This is a genomic window from Gracilibacillus saliphilus (assembly GCF_010994085.1).
Taxonomy (GTDB): Bacteria; Bacillota; Bacilli; order Bacillales; family Amphibacillaceae; genus Gracilibacillus; species Gracilibacillus lacisalsi.
The window spans coordinates 711,254-729,737 of record NZ_WJEB01000001.1 but is presented as its reverse complement, the minus strand read 5'-3'; the positions used below and the strand labels follow the sequence as shown (position 1 = coordinate 729,737).

The following is an 18,484-nucleotide window of genomic DNA, read 5'->3' as shown; positions in this document are numbered from 1 at the left end:
GTTAGATATGATAAATCTTCCCTATTATTAAATACTTTGTTAGTGTTTGTCAAACAAAGCAATAACAAAATTGCATAAATTTCATTTATTTTCCTTCTGATACTCCTGTTTTGGCTGGTATTCTTCTAAAATATCACGACTTGATTGAACTAATTTTGCACCATCCTTAATCAGTTGATTACATCCTAGGCTTGTTTCTGCTAGCACTGACCCGGGAACTGCAAACACTTCCTTCCCTTGCTCTAAGGCTTGATCAACGGTAATGAGGGTACCGCTTTTTTCTTTAGCCTCAATAACTAGTGTTCCAAAGCTTAATCCACTAATAATTCTATTTCTCTCAGGAAAATGATACTTTCTTGGAGGTTGATCTGGAGGGTATTCCGATATAATTAAATTTTTTGCTACTAATTGGCTATATAAAGATATATGTTGCTTGGGATAGATATGTTCAAAACCACTACCAAGTACAGCAATTGTTGGACTTTGATGGTGTAAGGCTAGCTGATGGGCAAATCCATCGATACCGATAGCCATACCACTCGTAATCAGAAAATCATTTTTGAATAATGGGGTAAGAATATTAGCCATGATGGACCTTGCGAATTTTGAAGGATATCTCGTTCCTACGACACTGAGGTTGGGTGAGTGTGAAAGCAGGCTTTGATTTCCGTTGAGGTATAATACTAATGGAGGATCTGGAATTTCTCGTAGACTAACAGGGTAATCTTCACTAAATATGGTTATTACAAAATATGTCTTTACGTAACCTACTATTTTCTGTTTGAGTGACTTATACTGTAATCGTTCTACAAGGAAAGATGCCTTTCTATCATTAATATGAAAATTTTCTTTCCATTGTTGTTTGTTCCATCGATATATCTGTTCCAGCTCTGGGTCCTTTTTCATTACACTCCATATCAATTTACGATTCGTACCAATAATGTAATGCAAATGAATTAATCGCCATTCTTGTTTTTTCATTCATACATACACCTCTTTCATTATAAGAAATAAGCTGAGAAGATTCTCAGCTTATTTTAGAAATTTAGTGTGTCTTACATTTATCATGTAGACCTTTCTCTTTTAATACATTTATTAATGTCTCTCCCATGACAGAAGGTGTTTCTGCTACTTGTATGCCACAAGCATTCATCGTTTTAATTTTTTCTTCAGCAGTACCTTTACCACCTGAAATGATCGCTCCTGCATGACCCATACGTTTTCCTGGAGGTGCAGTCGCACCACCAATAAAGCCAACTACAGGCTTTGTCATATTTGCTTTTACCCATTCGGCAGCTTCTTCCTCTGCTGTACCACCAATTTCACCGATCATCATCACTGCTTCTGTTTCAGGGTCTTCATTAAAGGCTTTAAGCGTATCAATAAAGTCAGTACCGTTGACAGGGTCACCACCAATACCTACTGCAGTAGACTGACCAAAACCATTCTCTGATAGTTGGTGTACCGCTTCGTATGTTAAGGTACCCGAACGCGAAACAACCCCAATATGACCTTTCTTATGAATATATCCTGGCATAATACCAATCTTACATTCTTCAGGCGTAATAACACCTGGACAGTTTGGTCCTACTAATCTCGTTTTCTTGCCTTCCATGTATCGTTTTACTTTGACCATATCCATAACTGGAATATGCTCTGTAATACAAATAACAAGATCTAGTTCAGCATCCACTGCTTCCATAATAGCATCTGCAGCGAATGGAGCTGGTACATAAATAACTGATGCATTGGCACCTGTTTCATTTACAGCGTCTGATACTGTATTAAATACAGGTACTCCTTCAACTTCTGTACCACCTTTTTTTGGCGTTACCCCACCAACAATTTTCGTCCCATATTCTAGCATTTGTTTCGTATGGAAAAGTGCTGTTGAACCAGTTATACCTTGAACAAGCACTTTGGTATCTTTATTAACAAAAACACTCATGTAAATGGATCCTCCTTTTTCCCTTAGAGATAAAATTTATCCTTCATTAACAAGTGCGACAATTTTCTCTGCACCGTCTGCCATTGACTCAGCTGGTGTAATGTTCAAGCCAGATTCAGCTAAAATTTTCTTACCAGCATCTACATTTGTACCTTCAAGACGAACTACTAAAGGAATAGTTAAACCAACTTCCTTCGTTGCTTGGACCACACCTTCTGCTATAACGTCACATTTCATAATTCCACCGAAAATGTTTACAAAAATACCTTTTACATTGTCATCCGACAGAATGATCTTGAATGCTTCCGTTACTTTTTCTGCAGTTGCTCCGCCACCAACATCGAGGAAGTTAGCCGGATCTCCATTATAATGTTTGATAATATCCATGGTTGCCATTGCCAGACCAGCACCATTTACCATGCATCCAATATTACCATCAAGCGCAATATAACTTAGATCATACTTAGATGCTTCGATTTCTTTTTCGTCTTCTTCATCTAAATCCCGATACTCGACAATGTCTTTTTGACGGAATAGGGCATTATCATCAAAGTTAAGCTTCGCATCTAATGCTAAAACGTCACCATCACCTGTCGTAACAAGTGGGTTAATTTCCGCAATGGAGCAATCTTTTTCGACAAATACCTGATATAACCCCATCATGAATTTAACCGCTTTCGACAAGTATTCTGCTGGAATATTAATATTAAATGCCAGACGTCTTGCTTGATATGGTAATAAACCAGTAACTGGGTCAATTACTTCTTTAAAGATTTTTTCAGGTGTCTTTTCTGCTACTTCTTCGATTTCTGTACCGCCTTCTTCCGATGCCATCATAGTCACTCGTGAAGTAGCACGATCTAACACAAGGCCGACATAGTATTCTTTTTGGATGTCGCAGCCTTCCTCAATCAGTAAACGCTTTACTTCTTTGCCTTCTGGTCCCGTTTGATGTGTTACCAGCGTTTTTCCTAAAATTTCATCAGCATATGTACGGACTTCATCGATATTTTTTGCTACTTTCACACCGCCTGCTTTACCTCTTCCCCCAGCGTGAATTTGAGCTTTTACAACCGATACCGCTGAACCTAATTGTTCCGCAGCTTCCACAGCTTCATCTACTGTATAGGCTACTTTTCCGTTAGGTACGGCAACACCGTAACTGCGCAAAATCTCTTTGCCTTGATACTCGTGAATATTCATCTTTCATCCTCCCATCAATTAATCACTGCATTCTCATTGTATAAAAAAGTGCCTTCAATTGTCTAGAAAAGACTATGCATATTTCTAGCTTTTTTCTAAAAAGAGATAGATTCATTATTTTCCGGCTGCTTTTTGGTCTACTTGATAAATATAAGCAAACACTTCTGCCACTACTTGGTATAATTCCTCCGGTATTTGTTCATTTATATTTAATTCAGATAATAATTCTACTAGAGAGGGGTCAGATTGAATCGGAATATTGTTCTTTTTTGCTCTATCCAAAATTTCTTCTGCCACATAACCTTTACCTGTCGCGGTTACTTTTGGTGCTACATCTGTTTCCGTATCAAACTGTAAGGCTGCTGCTCGTTTTCGGTATCTTTCTTGCTCTGTCATACCCGATAATCAATCCCTTCTCTTTTAATAGGTTTATATGCTGTATGGTCACTATTTATAGCGTGCTGCTCTTTATCTGATAATGCTTTTTGTGTAACAGAAGATAATTGATAATTTAAGTCGGACAGTTTCTCTTTTAATAAAGGTGTGAAAGTATCCATTAAAGCTTTTATACCTTGTTGGTCATTGTAGACCGAAATATGCACGATTCTTTTTTGAATGGACATGGTAATCATCGTTTCGCCTAATGTTTGCAAATGTAGATGAAATAAAACACGGCAAAATTCTGGATCAATCTCTTGACTATTCTGACGCTTTTTTCCTTCAAATTGCATACGAATGTCCTTAGCTAAACCAAACCGCTCTCCGGGTATTTGAAAGCTTTGTTGAGTAATCGCTTGTTCATCTTGCACCATATTTAATTGCATTCCTGTTAAACTCTGAATTAAGCGTTGCATCTGATTATTGGCTATATCCGGATGCTGTTGATTTGCTAATAATAGATTTTGTTTTAAAGAATGATCCATTTCTCTTGTTTGACCCGATACTTCCACCTGTTGAATCACTTGACGAACTAATCGCAAAAAGTGATCTTTATTTACAACTTGATCACTTGCTTCTAATGAAAGTAGCAGCTGTCGAACTAGTGACTGCTCAGACTGAGGTAATTGTTGTACATTGATTCGTTGCATTACTTCTGCTATATGTTGATTTTGTGTCATTGTCGGTTGTGCTTGATTAATCCATTGCTCCATTACTTGCCGATCTTGTGGTGACATTGCCGTCATCATGGCTTGCCATAATGGACTAGTACTATACGTCGTACTACCGGAACGGACAGCCTGTGCTAGTTGTGCTTCATCTTGCAGTCCGCTAGTTTGTACAAAATGTTTCATCAAATGCAAAAATTGATCTTTTATTTGTAGTGACTGTGGGTTTGCAGTATCTAGATGTAACAATAAAGCACGAAGCCGATTTTGCTCGAATTGCGGCAACTGTTGTGCATGCAGTTGTTGTAACAAGGTTAGAACTTGTCGATCTTGACTCGCATTTGGCTGTGATGATGACTGTAACCACATTTGAACCATTTGCTGGTCTTGACTTGGTATTACTTGCATTACTTTTTGAAAAAAGGCTTGTTGCTGTACTATATTTTTAAAGGTGTTCGTCACCGATCCTTGTTGCACCATTCGTTCAAAACGTTGTAAAAATGATTGAAACGTTTGGCGTTCCCCTTGCTGAAATGGCAATTGTTTATTTAGTGTTTGATTCAGTTGTTGTGTGAATTCCTGTGTTTGATTATTCGATAAGCGCTCGCCATTAGTTACCTGTTGTAAAGACGAGAGTTGATCAGGTATTGCTTTTGACAATACTTGTTCAAGCGCTGGCTGATTAGTATACATAAACTGTTGTAACATCGATTGAGCTTGTGATGGTGATGGACCACCAAATAGTGAAAGTTGTTGTTGCAATTGTGATAACAAGGAATTACTTTGATTAAATGGTGCTAATTGCTGATGCAGTTGGTTCATTTGTGTACCTATTGGAGTTGATTGAAATGCCTGTAAACTTCGAAATACTTGTTCTGTTAGGGGAAAATTTTGCTTTGTCATTACGAAAAGCAATTCCCGATTGGTACTATTCCCACCAAATTGCTCTAAAAGTTTAGCTAATGCTTGCCCGTCCTTATGGGTAAATGGTATGTTTTGACTAACAAGTTGTTGAATCAATGTTTTTAGCTGTTGGTTATTATGTAATCCGAGCTGCTGCATGATTTGGCCGCTTAGTTGCCTATTACTTTGAAGTGGTGAATCACTTATTTTTTTTAGGCGTAGCACATCCCCAACAGACGTTACTTGAAAGAGATAATCCTGTTTGGAGGTCAATGATGTTTCCAATTGGGCCACCACCTGAGAACCGCCTAGCTGAATCGCCGCTCTTTGGTTAGGGTATAATTCGAGTACTTTTCCGGTTAACATTTGCCCTGGTTTTAGAGTATTTTGTGTCACATTCATTCGTGTATTGTCAGTACGCAATACGTTTGAAAATGAAGGAATGCTTCGCATATGGCTACCTCCTCTCTACGAATAGGATTTCAGAAAGCTTTTGCGGTGATAAGGTGTTAAACCATGACCGTTTATTGCATCTAGGTGCTGTTTCGTTCCATATCCACTGTTTTGATCAAAAGCATATGCAGGATACTGTTGATGTAACTTTTCCATCATGTCATCACGTGTTACTTTGGCAATGATGCTGGCAGCAGCAATCGAAATACTTTTTTGATCTCCTTTTATGATTGCATCACTAGGTACGTCTAATTTCTCCAGGTTCACTGCGTCAATAAGTACATAATCTATTTGTTTTAGCTTGTTTAACGCTTGATACATCGATTTTTTTGAAGCTTGTAAAATATTGATCTGGTCAATTTCACTGGCATCCACGATTCCTACAGCATAGTCAATTGCATGCTTGGTGATATATTGATAAAATAACTCTCGTTTGTGCTTTGATAATTTTTTAGAATCATTGATTCCTAATAATTCGAAATCACTTGGTAAAATCACAGCAGCTGCTACAACTGGTCCAGCTAGTGGTCCTCTGCCGACTTCGTCTACGCCTGCAATATATGTAATGTCTTTATTCCATAACTCTTTCTCATTTTGACGCATTGTTGCAAATAGTTCTTGTTGAGCTTGTGCCTCTTGTTGTCTTTTTTCATATTGTTTAAGTAATGTTTGCACGCCTTTGCGCTGATCTTGATACAATACTTGCAACACTTCTTCAGTAGGTTGTTCTTCTGTTAAATAATGTTTAATTTCATTAATCGTCCATTTTTCCTTCATCGTTAAAAAACCTCGTTTCCTAATTTATCGGCACTTTTTCAAAAAAATAAAGAATTATAATTGCTTCTCTCAATAAAGAAAAACGTCATCTGATTCGCAGTAGATACAAACTGCGAAGTAATGTGGTAATTAGATGTGCGGTCACCTAAGAGATAATTTTGAAATATGTCGTGGTGATAACTACCACTCCGGCTGCCTACTTCCCTTTCCGTGGGGTTTGCCCTTCAGCTAACTTTTTCGAGCAAAAACCGCTCGAAAAAGTGGATCTTCAGGTCAAACAATACCCACAGGAGTGAAAGTGGGCGGCCTTCGTTAAGATATGCTTCACAACACTTATCCGAAATCAGCCAATCGATTTCTACACCATATGTAGCATAAAAGGGCCATTTACAGCCGATTAGCACTGTAACAAAACAGAAAAATTTAGTAGCATGAGTTCATTTCTTTCTATAATCAGATAACAAAAATAGCGTAGGCAGAATACGGAGACTCCTGTGGGATCAGCACGAGCCGAAGATCCACTTGGTAAAGTGTTTTTCTTTACCAAGTTAGCTGAGGCCGTGCCCACGGAAAGCGCAGTATTCTGCCGGAGCGGTTTGTCAGCATTCCCAAGGAAGAATGGAAGAGAGCATATCCTTACTCACGTTACTGCACAGTTTATGTATTTTGTGCTTTCTTTTCATACAAAAAGTATACACTCACTCGTTTCCTTTGTAATGGAAACGGGGTGTATACTTTTATGGGCGCTTTGTACTTCTACATATCCTGTTACTCGGGCTGTTCAAGTGTTATCTTTCCTAATCTTCCGGATCGCAAGTCTTGGAGGATGATATCTGCTGTTTTCTCAAAATTCACTCTGCCACCTGATTCAAGGCAGCCTCTTCCTCTACCGATTTGTTCAAATATTTCGTTCATATCCGCGTTATCCTCTGTTATTTGATAACGTTCTTCTAATACAGAAGGATAAGTGGATTGTAAATACTGAATCATAAACGCTGCGATATCTTCTATTGGCAACAACTGATCCTTGATTGTACCAATAGCTGCCAGTCGATAACCAACTACTTGCTCCTCAAATTTTGGCCAGAGTATTCCGGGCGTATCTAATAACTCAAAATCCTTCTTTACTTTGATCCATTGTTGATTTTTAGTCACGCCTGGTTTGTCTCCCGTTTTGGCTATTTTCTTCTGAACTAACCGATTGATTAAGGTTGACTTTCCTACATTCGGTATTCCAATAATCATGGCACGAGCAGGTCTTGGACGAACCCCTTTTTTCTTTAATCGATCCATTTTCTCTTTAGCCATGTCCTTTGCTGTTTGAATGACATGTTGGATATCTTTCCGTTCATTTACATTCACCGCAATGGCAACCATGCCTTGTGCAGAAAAATGGTTAAGCCAAACTTTTGTCGACTCCGGATCAGCTAAGTCATCCTTCATTAACACTACCATTTTTGGTTTTTGATTTAAAATTTGCTGTAAAAGAGGGTTTTGTGAAGAAGCGGGCGCCCTTGCATCTACTAATTCAATCACAAAATCAACCAATTTTAGTTTTTCTTGTACTTCTCTTTTCGCTTTGGCCATATGTCCAGGAAACCATTGTATTGTCATGTATCCACCTCTTTTTCTACTATGTTAATCTACGAAGCCGATCTTATCCACGGGCCAATACGTTACACCAGCAATTCCTACAACTTGATCTATCGGGATAAATCCCAAATGTCTACTATCTGTTGAATTTGGTCTATTATCGCCCAAAACAAACACATGCCCCTCCGGTACTTCTTCAGCATTCCCCGGAATATCTCGCAAAGAAAAATTAGTTGTGTAATTCGATTCCTCTTTGGCTATTTCCTCTTCAATAAACGGTTCTTCAACTGGTTGTCCATTAATATATAACTGGTCATCTTGATAGACAATGGAATCACCTGGTAAACCAATCACCCTTTTTATGTAATCCTTCTTCGTCGTAGCATGAAAAACAACAACATCAAAACGATCTGGCTCACCAAACATTAAACCTATCTTATTTACAATAATTCGATCCTTATTTTCAAGAGTTGGTAACATGGATGGACCATCAACTATAATCGGTACTGCAATAAACATGCGAAACAAAATTACGATCAATCCTGTAATAATAATGGTTTTAATCCAATCAACCCAGTCAATCTTTTTTTTAGTCATGAAAGATCCCTTTCCTTCATACACTCCAAGTGCTTCTAAAATAATATAATAGAAGAAAAAGGAGCCTGACAATGCAAGCTCCTTTTTACAATACTCATTAGCGAATTTCTTTAATACGAGCAGCTTTACCACGTAGGTTACGTAGATAATAAAGCTTAGCACGACGAACTTTACCACGACGACTTACTTCGATTTTTGCAATTCGTGGTGAATGCACAGGGAATGTACGTTCAACCCCTACACCGTAAGAAATTTTACGAACTGTAAATGTTTCACTAATACCACCGTTTTGGCGCTTAATGACAACACCTTCGAATACCTGAATACGTTCACGGTTACCCTCAACAACTTTCACGTGAACTTTTACTGTATCACCAGCACGGAACTCAGGTAAGTCAGTTTTTAGTTGATCTTTTGTAATTTCTTCGATTAACTTTTGCATTCTGTTACACTCCTTCCAAACCAATGCTCTTAACGAATTAGATCGCAGCGGAACATCGTTTATTCACCTTAAGCGTTCACTTAAGCACAACTATCAATATAGCATATCAATCAAGGGAATTCAACTATTTTCTTGTGAAGTTTCCCATTCTTTTATCCACTTTTTTTCTTTTTCGGTTAATTGCAGATGTTTCAATAAATCTTGTCTTCTATCATAAGTCCTTTTTAACGCTTCTTTTCTGCGCCACTCTTCAATATGGGCATGGTTTCCTGATAACAATACATCTGGTACTTTTAAACCGCGGAAATCAGCAGGTCTCGTATAATGAGGATGCTCTAATAACCCGGTTGAAAAAGAATCCTGAACCGCTGAATCTTCGTTACCTAATACATCTGGTAACAAGCGGACAACACTGTCAATTACTACCATCGCTCCTAATTCCCCACCTGTCAGCACATAGTCTCCGATCGATATCTCATCGGTTACAAGCTCTGTTCTAATTCGCTCATCATAGCCTTCATAATGGCCACATATAAAGATTAAATGTTCTTCTTTTGCTAGTTCTTCTGCTTTTTTTTGCGAATATGTTTCTCCTTGAGGACACATTAAAATAATACGGGGTTTTTGGGTGGTATTTTTTTCGATCGCCTCTACTGCATCAAAAATAGGTTGAGGCTTTAATACCATCCCAGCTCCTCCACCATAAGGATAATCATCTACTTTATTATGTTTATTATCCGTATATTCACGAAAATTCACATAATTATAGTGAAAAGCACCTGACTCATGTGCTTTTTTTAAAATGGAAGATTGAAAAACACCGTTAAACATTTCTGGAAACAATGAGAGTATATCTATTTTCATCAGTCTAATAACCCTTCCATTGGTTCAATTTTAATAAGGTGCTGATTTATATCTACTTCTTTCACTACTTGTTCAATATAAGGGATTAAATATTCCTTTCCCTTCTGCTTCACAATCCATACATCATTTGCGCCAGGTGAAAGAATTTCTGTAACCTTACCAATAAGTTCACCATCGGTTGTTTCCACTTCACAACCTATAATTTCATGATAATAAAACTCGTTCTCTTCTAAATCTGAAATTTCACTTGTTTTAATAACTAACAATGATTCTTTAAAGTGTTCTACTTCATTGATATTGTTAAATCCTTCAAAATGTAATAAATCAAAATTTTTGTGTACGCGATGGCCATCAATAGTAACTGGTTTTAATTCCTGACTATCTTTTCCTTTAATCCATAAGGTAGTGCCAACTTCGAAGCGTTCGTCGAAATCGGTAATACGAACTACTTTTACTTCTCCTTTAATACCATGCGTATTGACAATTTTCCCTACTTTTAAATGATCCATTTATTTCATACCACCTGTTATGTAATTTTCTTAATCATGCCATCCTTTATAATAATGGATTTTTGTTCTGTTAAGTCATCCCAGTTCATACCTTCTTCAATATCGATGACTGCTTCAACTTCTCCATCATTAATTTCACTTCCAATTGGTAATATATCCAACTGTTCGAGTTTGTATTTATACCAATTAATATGGTCCTTACGATTAGATAACTCTTTTTTGAATTTGGCTGCGATATCAGCTTTTTTGTTGGCTGAGCGTTGTTCTAATTTTTTCTGCTCAAATTTTAATTGTTCACATTCCTGTTCAAGTTGAAAAATTTTAAATTGGTATTCTTCTCTCAATTGTTCTTTACTTTGATCAGTTACTATTTTTTTGACGGCTACTTTTTTAATAATTTTCATTGTTTCAGCCTCTCTCTCATCCCTATTAAAGAGTATGGAAACACCTATCAAAAGAATAGCATGTCACCAAACAAAAGCGCAAGTACACACTAGAAAATCCGCACACTAACCTCCCCTCACCTGATTCGTAGTAGATATAAACTGCGAACTAGTAAAAATTTGTGGAGTTAAGCTTTCTTCCATTCTAACTTTAACTGAGTGCTTACTTACGCTCCGGCAAGATACTACACTTTCCACGGGCACGGCCTTAGCCTCCTCGGAAAGCAAAGATCGCTTTCCTGCGGGGGCTTCGGCTCGCGCTGTTCCCGTAGGAGTCTACGTATCTTGCCTCCGCTTTGCGTAGTGTCCTGAATTTTGAAAGAAGTAATAACAGGAAATGGTTACTGAGCATTTCCTCTTATAAAAGGTAGAATTATCTAAATAGCGTAGGCAGAATACGGAGACTCCTGTGGGACAGCGAGAGCTGAAGATCCACTTTGCAAAGTGGTTTTCTTTGCAAAGTTAGCTGAAGCCGAGCCCACGGAAAGCGCAGTATTCTGCCGGAGCGGTTTGCATGCACTCTCAATGTGAAGCATGGTAGAGAGTAATTCCTTGTCCTCGTTACTGCGCAGTTTATTAATACAGCGCTCTATTTATTTAACCGTTCTGCTAAAAAAGAGGGGGCTTTTCGCCTCCCTCTTTTTACATGATATCTAAATAGATTTTTTTATTAGATTTCATTCCAGCTGCATAAACAACTGTTCGTATTGATTTGGCAATGCGACCATTCTTGCCGATCACTTTACCTACATCATTTTCATGAACTTGCAGGTGATACACAACTTTGTTTTCCTCTTCTTGTTCGGTCACAACGATGTGCTCAGGATGATCAACTAACGGCTCCACAATTGTTTCAATCAAAGATTTCATCGAATCACATCACTTTATTATTGATTTTTTGATTCGTGGAATTTCTTCATGATGCCTTCATTTGAGAATAAGTTACGTACCGTATCACTTGGTTTCGCACCTTTAGTCATCCAATCAAGTGCTTTATCTTCATCTAATTTCACTTCAACCGGGTTCACTACCGGGTTATATGTTCCAATTTGCTCGATAATACGTCCATCACGTGGAGAACGAGAATCAGCAACTACGATACGATAGAATGGATTTCTTTTAGATCCCATACGTTTTAAGCGAATTTTTACTGCCATGTTTAACACCTCCATATAAATATCTAACACAAGATAGAATTGTATCAGATTTATTTTAGTCTGTAAAGGGTTTTTACCTTACATGAATGGAAAATTAAATCCTTTTGATTTTTTTCCTTTTTTCCCTTTTTTTCCTTGCTGTGAATTCGTCATTTGCTTCATCATTTTCTTCATTTCTTCAAACTGTTTCAACAAACGGTTCACCTCTGAAACAGAACGACCTGAACCTCGAGCAATACGTTTACGACGACTGGCATTAATCACACTTGGATCTTGACGTTCTTTTGCAGTCATGGATTGGATGATCGCTTCCACATGAGAAATTTGCTTTTCATCAAAATCTACATTTTTAAGACCCTTCATTTTATTAGCGCCAGGTATCATATCAATTAATTCATCCAACGGTCCCATGTTTTTCACTTGGCCCATTTGTTCGAGAAAGTCATCTAGTGTAAAGGAAGCAGACCGCATTTTCTCTTCTAATTCTTTAGCTCTTTTTTCATCAACATTTTCTTGAGCCTTCTCAATTAGTGAAAGAACATCTCCCATTCCTAAAATACGAGATGCCATTCGTTCCGGGTGGAATACTTCCAATTCATCTAACTTTTCACCCATACCTGCAAATTTAATTGGCTTTTCTGTAACAGCTTTAATTGATAAAGCCGCACCACCACGTGTATCTCCGTCAAGTTTCGTTAAAACAACACCAGAAATCTCTAATTGTTCATTAAAGCTTTCAGCTACATTAACTGCATCCTGACCAGTCATGGAGTCAACCACTAAAAACACTTCATCCGGATTAACATTTTGTTTAATTTGAATCAATTCATCCATTAATTCATTGTCGACATGAAGACGGCCAGCAGTATCAATGATGACATAATCCAAATGTTCCTCTTTAGCACGTTCCATGGCTTTATTGGCAATATCCACTGGATTTGCATCCGTTCCCTCTGAATAAACTGGCATATTTAATTGTTTACCTAAGGTTTCCAGTTGATCAATTGCTGCGGGACGGTAAACATCAGCGGCAACTAATAATGGCTTACGATTATATTTTTTACGTAATAAATTGGCTAATTTACCAGTAGTTGTTGTTTTACCGGCACCTTGTAAACCAACCATCATGATCACTGTAGGAGGCTTATCTGCCACAGCGATTTTACTTTCATCGCCACCCATTAATTCTGTTAATTCTTCTTTTACCACTTTGATAACTTGTTGACCTGGTGTTAAACTTTCCATTACTTCCTGGCCAACTGCACGTTCTTTCACTTTCTTAATAAAATCTTTCACGACTTTAAAGTTTACGTCCGCTTCTAGTAAAGCTAAACGAACTTCTCTCGTCATTTCTTTGACATCTTGTTCCGTTACTTTACCTTTTCCCTTAATTTTTTGAATGGTATTCTGCAGGCGGTCGGCTAAACCTTCAAATGCCATACTATACGCCCCCTATTCGATTTCAATAATCTGTTCTACTTTTTCTTTCAGTACTTGGTCTTCTGTCAATGTAAGCAATTCCTGAAGTAGACTTTGTCGCTTTAAAAATTTCTGATAGAGACCAAGCTTTTCCTCATATTCCTCTAACATTTGTTCTGTTCTACGAATGTTATCATAAATTGCTTGTCTTGATACATTAGATGTCTCCGAAATTTCCCCTAATGAGAAATCTTCTACATAATACATCTCCATATAATTTCGTTGCTTGTCAGTTAGCAATTGTTGATAAAAATCATAAAGAGCGTTAATCCTTGTCGTTTTTTCTAACATAATAAGGACACCTCGTTAAGTAAAATACCTTTACAATCCAGTCTAATCATCTTAAAGTAATACTGTCAAGTCTCAAGACTATTCTTCTTCCTCTAACAAATCTGCAAATAAACCATACACAAATGCATGCGGATCAAAAGTTTGCAAGTCTGTTACCTTTTCTCCAAGACCTACTAATTTTACTGGTGTACCTAATTCATTTCGAATTGCCAAGACGATTCCACCCTTAGCTGTACCGTCTAATTTAGTTAATACGATTCCGGAAACATCTGTTGCTTCTGAGAATGTTTTCGCTTGGCTTAAAGCATTTTGTCCTGTTGTGGCATCAAGCACAAGCAACACTTCATGAGGTGCATTTGGAATTTCCCGCTCGATTACACGTTTTACTTTTGCTAATTCATTCATTAAATTAACCTTATTTTGCAAACGACCTGCTGTATCGCAAAGTAATACATCCGCATTACGGGATTTTGCGGCTTGAATACCATCGTAAATAACGGCTGCTGGGTCACTGCCTTCATTATGTTTAATAACATCAACACCGACACGTTTTCCCCATTCATTTAATTGTTCAATAGCTCCAGCACGGAATGTATCACCAGCAGTTAATAATACTTCTTTACCTTCTGATTTTAATTGATGTGCTAATTTACCAATCGTTGTTGTTTTTCCAACTCCATTAACTCCCACAAACAGGATAACTGTTAAGTCATCTTGTTGCATATTTAATGAAGTATCTTCTGATTCGTCATTATCTCCCTGGTAAATTTCGACCAGTTTTTCAGAGATCACTTGTTTTACTTCATTAGTATCCTTAATATTTTGCCTTTTTACTTCCATTTCAAGTTCTTCAATTAACTCCATCACAGTTGTTACACCAACATCAGCCGCGATCAACACTTCTTCAAGATCTTCAAAAAAGTCTTCATCCACTTTTCGATAGCGAGCAACTAAATCATTGATCTTTTCGGAGAATGACTTCCTTGTCTTGCTTAAGCCATCTTTATACTTATCTGATACTTCTTCTTGCTTATCTGTTGCTTGAAATTTATCTTTCAGTTTTTTCAGGAAACTCATTTTTCTACCTCCTCGTACTTATGCTTCTAAAAGCTCTGGCGCTTCTTCTAATTTGACAGAAACTAAGCGTGATACACCTGATTCCTGCATGGTAACACCATATAATACGTCTGATTCTTCCATTGTACCCTTTCTATGTGTAATCACAATAAATTGGGTGTTCTTACTATAATGTTTCAAATATTGGGCAAAGCGAGTCACATTTGCTTCATCTAGAGCAGCTTCCACTTCATCCAGTACACAGAATGGAACAGGACGCACACGTAAAATCGCAAACAATAAAGCGATAGCAGTTAATGCTCTTTCTCCACCGGATAATAGACCTAATTGTTGTAATTTTTTACCTGGAGGCTGTGCAATAATATCTACACCAGTTTCTAATAACTGATCCGGATCAGTTAACTTTAATTCAGCATGGCCCCCGCCGAATAAACGTTGGAAGACTACCGTAAATTCTTCTTTAATTTGCGAAAAAGTTTCATTAAATCTTCTAGTCATTTCTTCATCCATTTCCGCAATAATTTCATATAATGTTCGTTTTGCTTCCACTAAGTCTGTTTGTTGACTGGTAAGGAACTCATGTCGTTCTTTAATCCTATCATACTCATCAATAGCACCAATATTTACTGTTCCTAATTCTTCGATCGATTTCTTAATTAATTTCACTTGTTCTTTCGCCTCTTCGAGATTGTCAGGCTCAGGGTAATCAGCTTTCGCCTTTTCAAAAGTCATAAAGTATTCACTTTCTAGTAATTGAAGACGATTTTCCAACTCCAGATCTAATCGGTTTCGTTCAATCTCTATCGTTTGGATCTCCTGTTGTAATTGATACTCCTCTTTTTTCGCTTGTTTAAGCGATTCTTCTAAAGTCGTAACTTTTTGCTGTGTTTCGGATCGTTGTTCACGTAATTGTTGCAACTCTTGCTGCAAGTCTGTTTTTTCTTGTGTTTTGAGATGAATCTCTTCGTCAATTTCTTCTGGTGTCTGTTGGCTATTTTTAACGTCGATTAATTGCTGTAGCTGTTCTTGCTTTCCTTTAATCGTTTCGGAAATCTCAGATAATTCATTTTTTGAATTTGCAACCTTCTCTTTTTGATTGGACAGCTTACTTCTAAGCTCTGCTTGCTCGACATGCAATGTTTGTAATTCTTGTTTCAATTGTTCTTCTTTAGCTTCAAAATTTTGGTGCTGATCTGTTAATTCTTCAATTTCGTTATCTAATTTACTCAATTTTGCTTGTGTTTTTACTAGATCTTGTTCAATTTGTTCCAATTGCTGTAACAATAGTTTTCGATCTTCTTCTTGTTGTAATTTGTCCTGATCATAAATGGATAACTGATCATTTAAATGCTCTAAAGACAGTTTCCATTCTTTATAATTGCTTTGGTGTACTTGATATGTTTTGCGAACTTCATCTAGTTGTCGATAACAATTATCTTTTTCTTCTTGAAGACTCGCTAATGCATCTTTTTGTTCTCTAATTTGCTTCTCATAGTCCGTTACACGAGTTTGATATTCTTTATATTTCTTCGTTAATGTTTTTAGTTCACGATCTCTCGTAAATAATGATTGATTGTTTTTCTTTTTGGCACCGCCAGACATGGAACCTCCAGGATTCACCACGTCTCCATCGAGTGTCACGATGCGGAATCTCCTTCCAGTTTGCTGTGCAAAACGATTTGCAGCACTAAGTGACCTAGCTATAATAACATTGCCTAACAATGCTTGCATGACAAGTTGATATGTGGCTTCATAACGGATTAAATCCGCAGCTACTCCAATAAACTCTTCTTCCTGCTCAAGCATTTGGATCATATTTGCAGGTATCTGTTTCGGTTTCATCGCGTTAATTGGTAGAAAAGTTGCTCTACCTTTGTTTGTTTTTTTCAACCATTGAATTGCCTCTCGTGCCGACTTCTCTGAATCAACCACAATATGTTGAGCTTGAGCACCTAAAGCAGTTTCCATTGCATCCACTAATTGATCATCGAATTCGATTAGTTCCGGTATCGCACCATGAATACCTGTTAACTTCTGTTGTTCCCTTGCTTTTAGTACTTCTTTTACACCAAAATAGAAACCTTGAAAATCTTCTTTTAAGTCCTCGAGCATTTCCTTTTTTGACTTAAGATTTTCAACCATTTGATAACCTTTATATAATTTTTGCTGCATATCTTCTAATAGTTTCGACTCTACCGTTACTTTTCTTTCCAACTGGTCGTACTCTGATTGGCATTTATGTACTTGTTCCTCATCTTGTTTGCACTTTTCTTCTGCTTCATGAACAGCTTGCTTTAACTGAAGACGTTCTTCATGTAGGTTTTCCCATTTAGAAGATTTCGCATGTTGTTTCCCTTCCATTCTCTCCAATTGCTGCTCAATCGAGCTTTTCTCGTTTCGTTTAGCCGCTTGCTCATTTAACCATTCAATATAATCACCTTTAAGTGTCTCGATATCTTCTTCTATCGTATTTTTACCTGTTTCTAATTGTTCTTGGATATCAGTTATTTGTCCTGATAATTGATGATTTTTTTCCTGGTACTTCCTAAGATTATATTGCTCATCTTCCAAGCTGTTTAAAAGTATTGCTTTTTTGTTTTCCGACTCTTCTATTTCCTGTTCTAGTTTTTCTTTATTCTCCTGGAAATGTTGAAGTCGTTCATGAAATATCTTTTTATTTCCTTCAAGGCTTTCTAGCTTTTGAGTTTCCACAAGTAGTGTTTCTTGTAAGCTTGTGATTTGCTCATCCATTTCTTGTATCCGTGCTTTCAGTTGATCACTTTCTGTCTCTCTTGTCTCGACCCATTGTTGTTTTTCTTTTAATGTATGATGTTTATCATCTATTTGACTTTTTGATGTTTCCCATTGTTCATTCAATTGTTCAATTTCTTTAGCTAACAAACCAACTTCCACATTAGTCAGTCGATCTTTTTGGGCTAAATACTCTTTAGCAATAGATGCTTGCTGTTCAAGTGGTTCTAGTTGGCCGTCTATTTCGTAGATAATATCTTCCACACGATTTAAATTTTCTTGTGTTTCTGCCAATTTATATTCAGCTTGTTTCTTTCTAGTTTTATATTTTAAAACGCCTGCAGCTTCTTCAAATATAACGCGGCGTTCCTCTGATTTTGAACTTAAAATTTCTTCAACTTTCCCTTGACTTATAATAGAAAACGCTTCTTTACCCATACCTGAATCCATAAATAGCTCTGTAATATCTTTCAAACGGCATGGTTGTTTGTTCATCAAATATTCACTTTCGCCTGAGCGATATACTCGACGCGTTACACTGACCTCGTGATAATCAACAGGTAATGCATTGTCTGAGTTATCTAACACGAGTGTTACTTCAGCAACGTTTAACGCATTACGTGTATCACTCCCTTGGAAAATGATATCTTCCATTTTGGAACCACGTAATGATTTTGCTGATTGTTCTCCAAGTACCCAACGGATCGCATCTGTAATATTACTTTTCCCACTACCGTTAGGCCCTACAACAGCTGTAACACCTGGTACAAATTCTATTTTTACTCTTTCAGCGAAAGATTTAAAACCAATTGTATCTAATTGTTTTAAATACATGTTTAAAACCCCTATTTATTATCATCTAACAACATAACTTGTATGTTGATGTTAATT

General features: G+C 37.2%; 18 protein-coding genes. All 18 read right to left on the bottom strand.

The window, feature by feature from the left end:
• Positions 1–81: 81 nt before the first annotated feature.
• Positions 82–981, bottom strand: coding sequence for a DNA-processing protein DprA (gene dprA / locus GHT08_RS03530; protein WP_163579832.1), 900 nt, complete (start codon positions 979–981; stop codon positions 82–84).
• Positions 982–1,045: 64 nt separating this feature from the next.
• A complete protein-coding gene (sucD, locus tag GHT08_RS03525) occupies positions 1,046–1,948 on the bottom strand; it encodes a succinate--CoA ligase subunit alpha (protein WP_163579830.1) in 903 nt (300 codons plus the stop codon).
• A gap of 36 nt (positions 1,949–1,984) precedes the next feature.
• Positions 1,985–3,151: an ADP-forming succinate--CoA ligase subunit beta gene (gene sucC / locus GHT08_RS03520; protein WP_163579828.1), complete on the bottom strand. Its 1,167-nt coding sequence runs from the start codon at positions 3,149–3,151 to the stop codon at positions 1,985–1,987.
• A gap of 114 nt (positions 3,152–3,265) precedes the next feature.
• Positions 3,266–3,547 (bottom strand): EscU/YscU/HrcU family type III secretion system export apparatus switch protein, encoded by a 282-nt coding sequence (locus GHT08_RS03515; protein ID WP_163579826.1) that lies wholly within the window; start codon positions 3,545–3,547, stop codon positions 3,266–3,268.
• Positions 3,544–5,613 carry a hypothetical protein gene (locus GHT08_RS03510; RefSeq protein WP_163579824.1) on the bottom strand — a complete coding sequence of 690 codons (2,070 nt, stop codon included), beginning with the start codon at positions 5,611–5,613 and terminating at the stop codon, positions 3,544–3,546. The genes GHT08_RS03515 and GHT08_RS03510 overlap by 4 nt, the downstream gene beginning before the upstream one ends.
• A 15-nt stretch (positions 5,614–5,628) precedes the next feature.
• Positions 5,629–6,390, bottom strand: a complete 762-nt coding sequence (locus GHT08_RS03505) for a ribonuclease HII (RefSeq protein ID WP_163579823.1) — start codon at positions 6,388–6,390, stop codon at positions 5,629–5,631.
• Positions 6,391–7,158: 768 nt separating this feature from the next.
• Positions 7,159–8,004 carry a ribosome biogenesis GTPase YlqF gene (ylqF, locus tag GHT08_RS03500; RefSeq protein ID WP_163579821.1) on the bottom strand — a complete coding sequence of 282 codons (846 nt, stop codon included), beginning with the start codon at positions 8,002–8,004 and terminating at the stop codon, positions 7,159–7,161.
• Positions 8,005–8,028: 24 nt separating this feature from the next.
• A complete protein-coding gene (gene lepB / locus GHT08_RS03495) occupies positions 8,029–8,580 on the bottom strand; it encodes a signal peptidase I (RefSeq protein ID WP_163579819.1) in 552 nt (183 codons plus the stop codon).
• Positions 8,581–8,677: 97 nt separating this feature from the next.
• Positions 8,678–9,022, bottom strand: coding sequence for a 50S ribosomal protein L19 (gene rplS, locus GHT08_RS03490; protein ID WP_163579817.1), 345 nt, complete (start codon positions 9,020–9,022; stop codon positions 8,678–8,680).
• 120 nt (positions 9,023–9,142) lie between these two features.
• On the bottom strand, positions 9,143–9,886 hold the full coding sequence (trmD, locus tag GHT08_RS03485; RefSeq protein WP_163579815.1) for a tRNA (guanosine(37)-N1)-methyltransferase TrmD: 744 nt from the start codon (positions 9,884–9,886) through the stop codon (positions 9,143–9,145).
• Positions 9,886–10,395, bottom strand: coding sequence for a ribosome maturation factor RimM (gene rimM, locus GHT08_RS03480; protein ID WP_163579813.1), 510 nt, complete (start codon positions 10,393–10,395; stop codon positions 9,886–9,888). Before rimM ends, trmD begins: the two co-directional genes overlap by 1 nt.
• Positions 10,396–10,412: 17 nt before the next feature.
• On the bottom strand, positions 10,413–10,799 hold the full coding sequence (locus GHT08_RS03475) for a YlqD family protein (protein WP_163579811.1): 387 nt from the start codon (positions 10,797–10,799) through the stop codon (positions 10,413–10,415).
• Positions 10,800–11,480: 681 nt separating this feature from the next.
• Complete coding sequence (locus tag GHT08_RS03470; protein WP_018932698.1) at positions 11,481–11,708, bottom strand: KH domain-containing protein; 228 nt, start codon at positions 11,706–11,708, stop codon at positions 11,481–11,483.
• A 17-nt stretch (positions 11,709–11,725) separates the two neighbouring features.
• Positions 11,726–11,995: a 30S ribosomal protein S16 gene (gene rpsP / locus GHT08_RS03465; protein ID WP_018932699.1), complete on the bottom strand. Its 270-nt coding sequence runs from the start codon at positions 11,993–11,995 to the stop codon at positions 11,726–11,728.
• Between the two features lie 78 nt (positions 11,996–12,073).
• Positions 12,074–13,435 (bottom strand): signal recognition particle protein, encoded by a 1,362-nt coding sequence (gene ffh, locus GHT08_RS03460; protein WP_163579809.1) that lies wholly within the window; start codon positions 13,433–13,435, stop codon positions 12,074–12,076.
• Between the two features lie 12 nt (positions 13,436–13,447).
• Positions 13,448–13,765 (bottom strand): putative DNA-binding protein, encoded by a 318-nt coding sequence (locus GHT08_RS03455; protein ID WP_018932701.1) that lies wholly within the window; start codon positions 13,763–13,765, stop codon positions 13,448–13,450.
• A gap of 78 nt (positions 13,766–13,843) precedes the next feature.
• Positions 13,844–14,842, bottom strand: a complete 999-nt coding sequence (gene ftsY / locus GHT08_RS03450; protein WP_163579808.1) for a signal recognition particle-docking protein FtsY — start codon at positions 14,840–14,842, stop codon at positions 13,844–13,846.
• Between the two features lie 18 nt (positions 14,843–14,860).
• A complete protein-coding gene (gene smc / locus GHT08_RS03445) occupies positions 14,861–18,427 on the bottom strand; it encodes a chromosome segregation protein SMC (protein WP_163579806.1) in 3,567 nt (1,188 codons plus the stop codon).
• Positions 18,428–18,484: the final 57 nt, after the last annotated feature.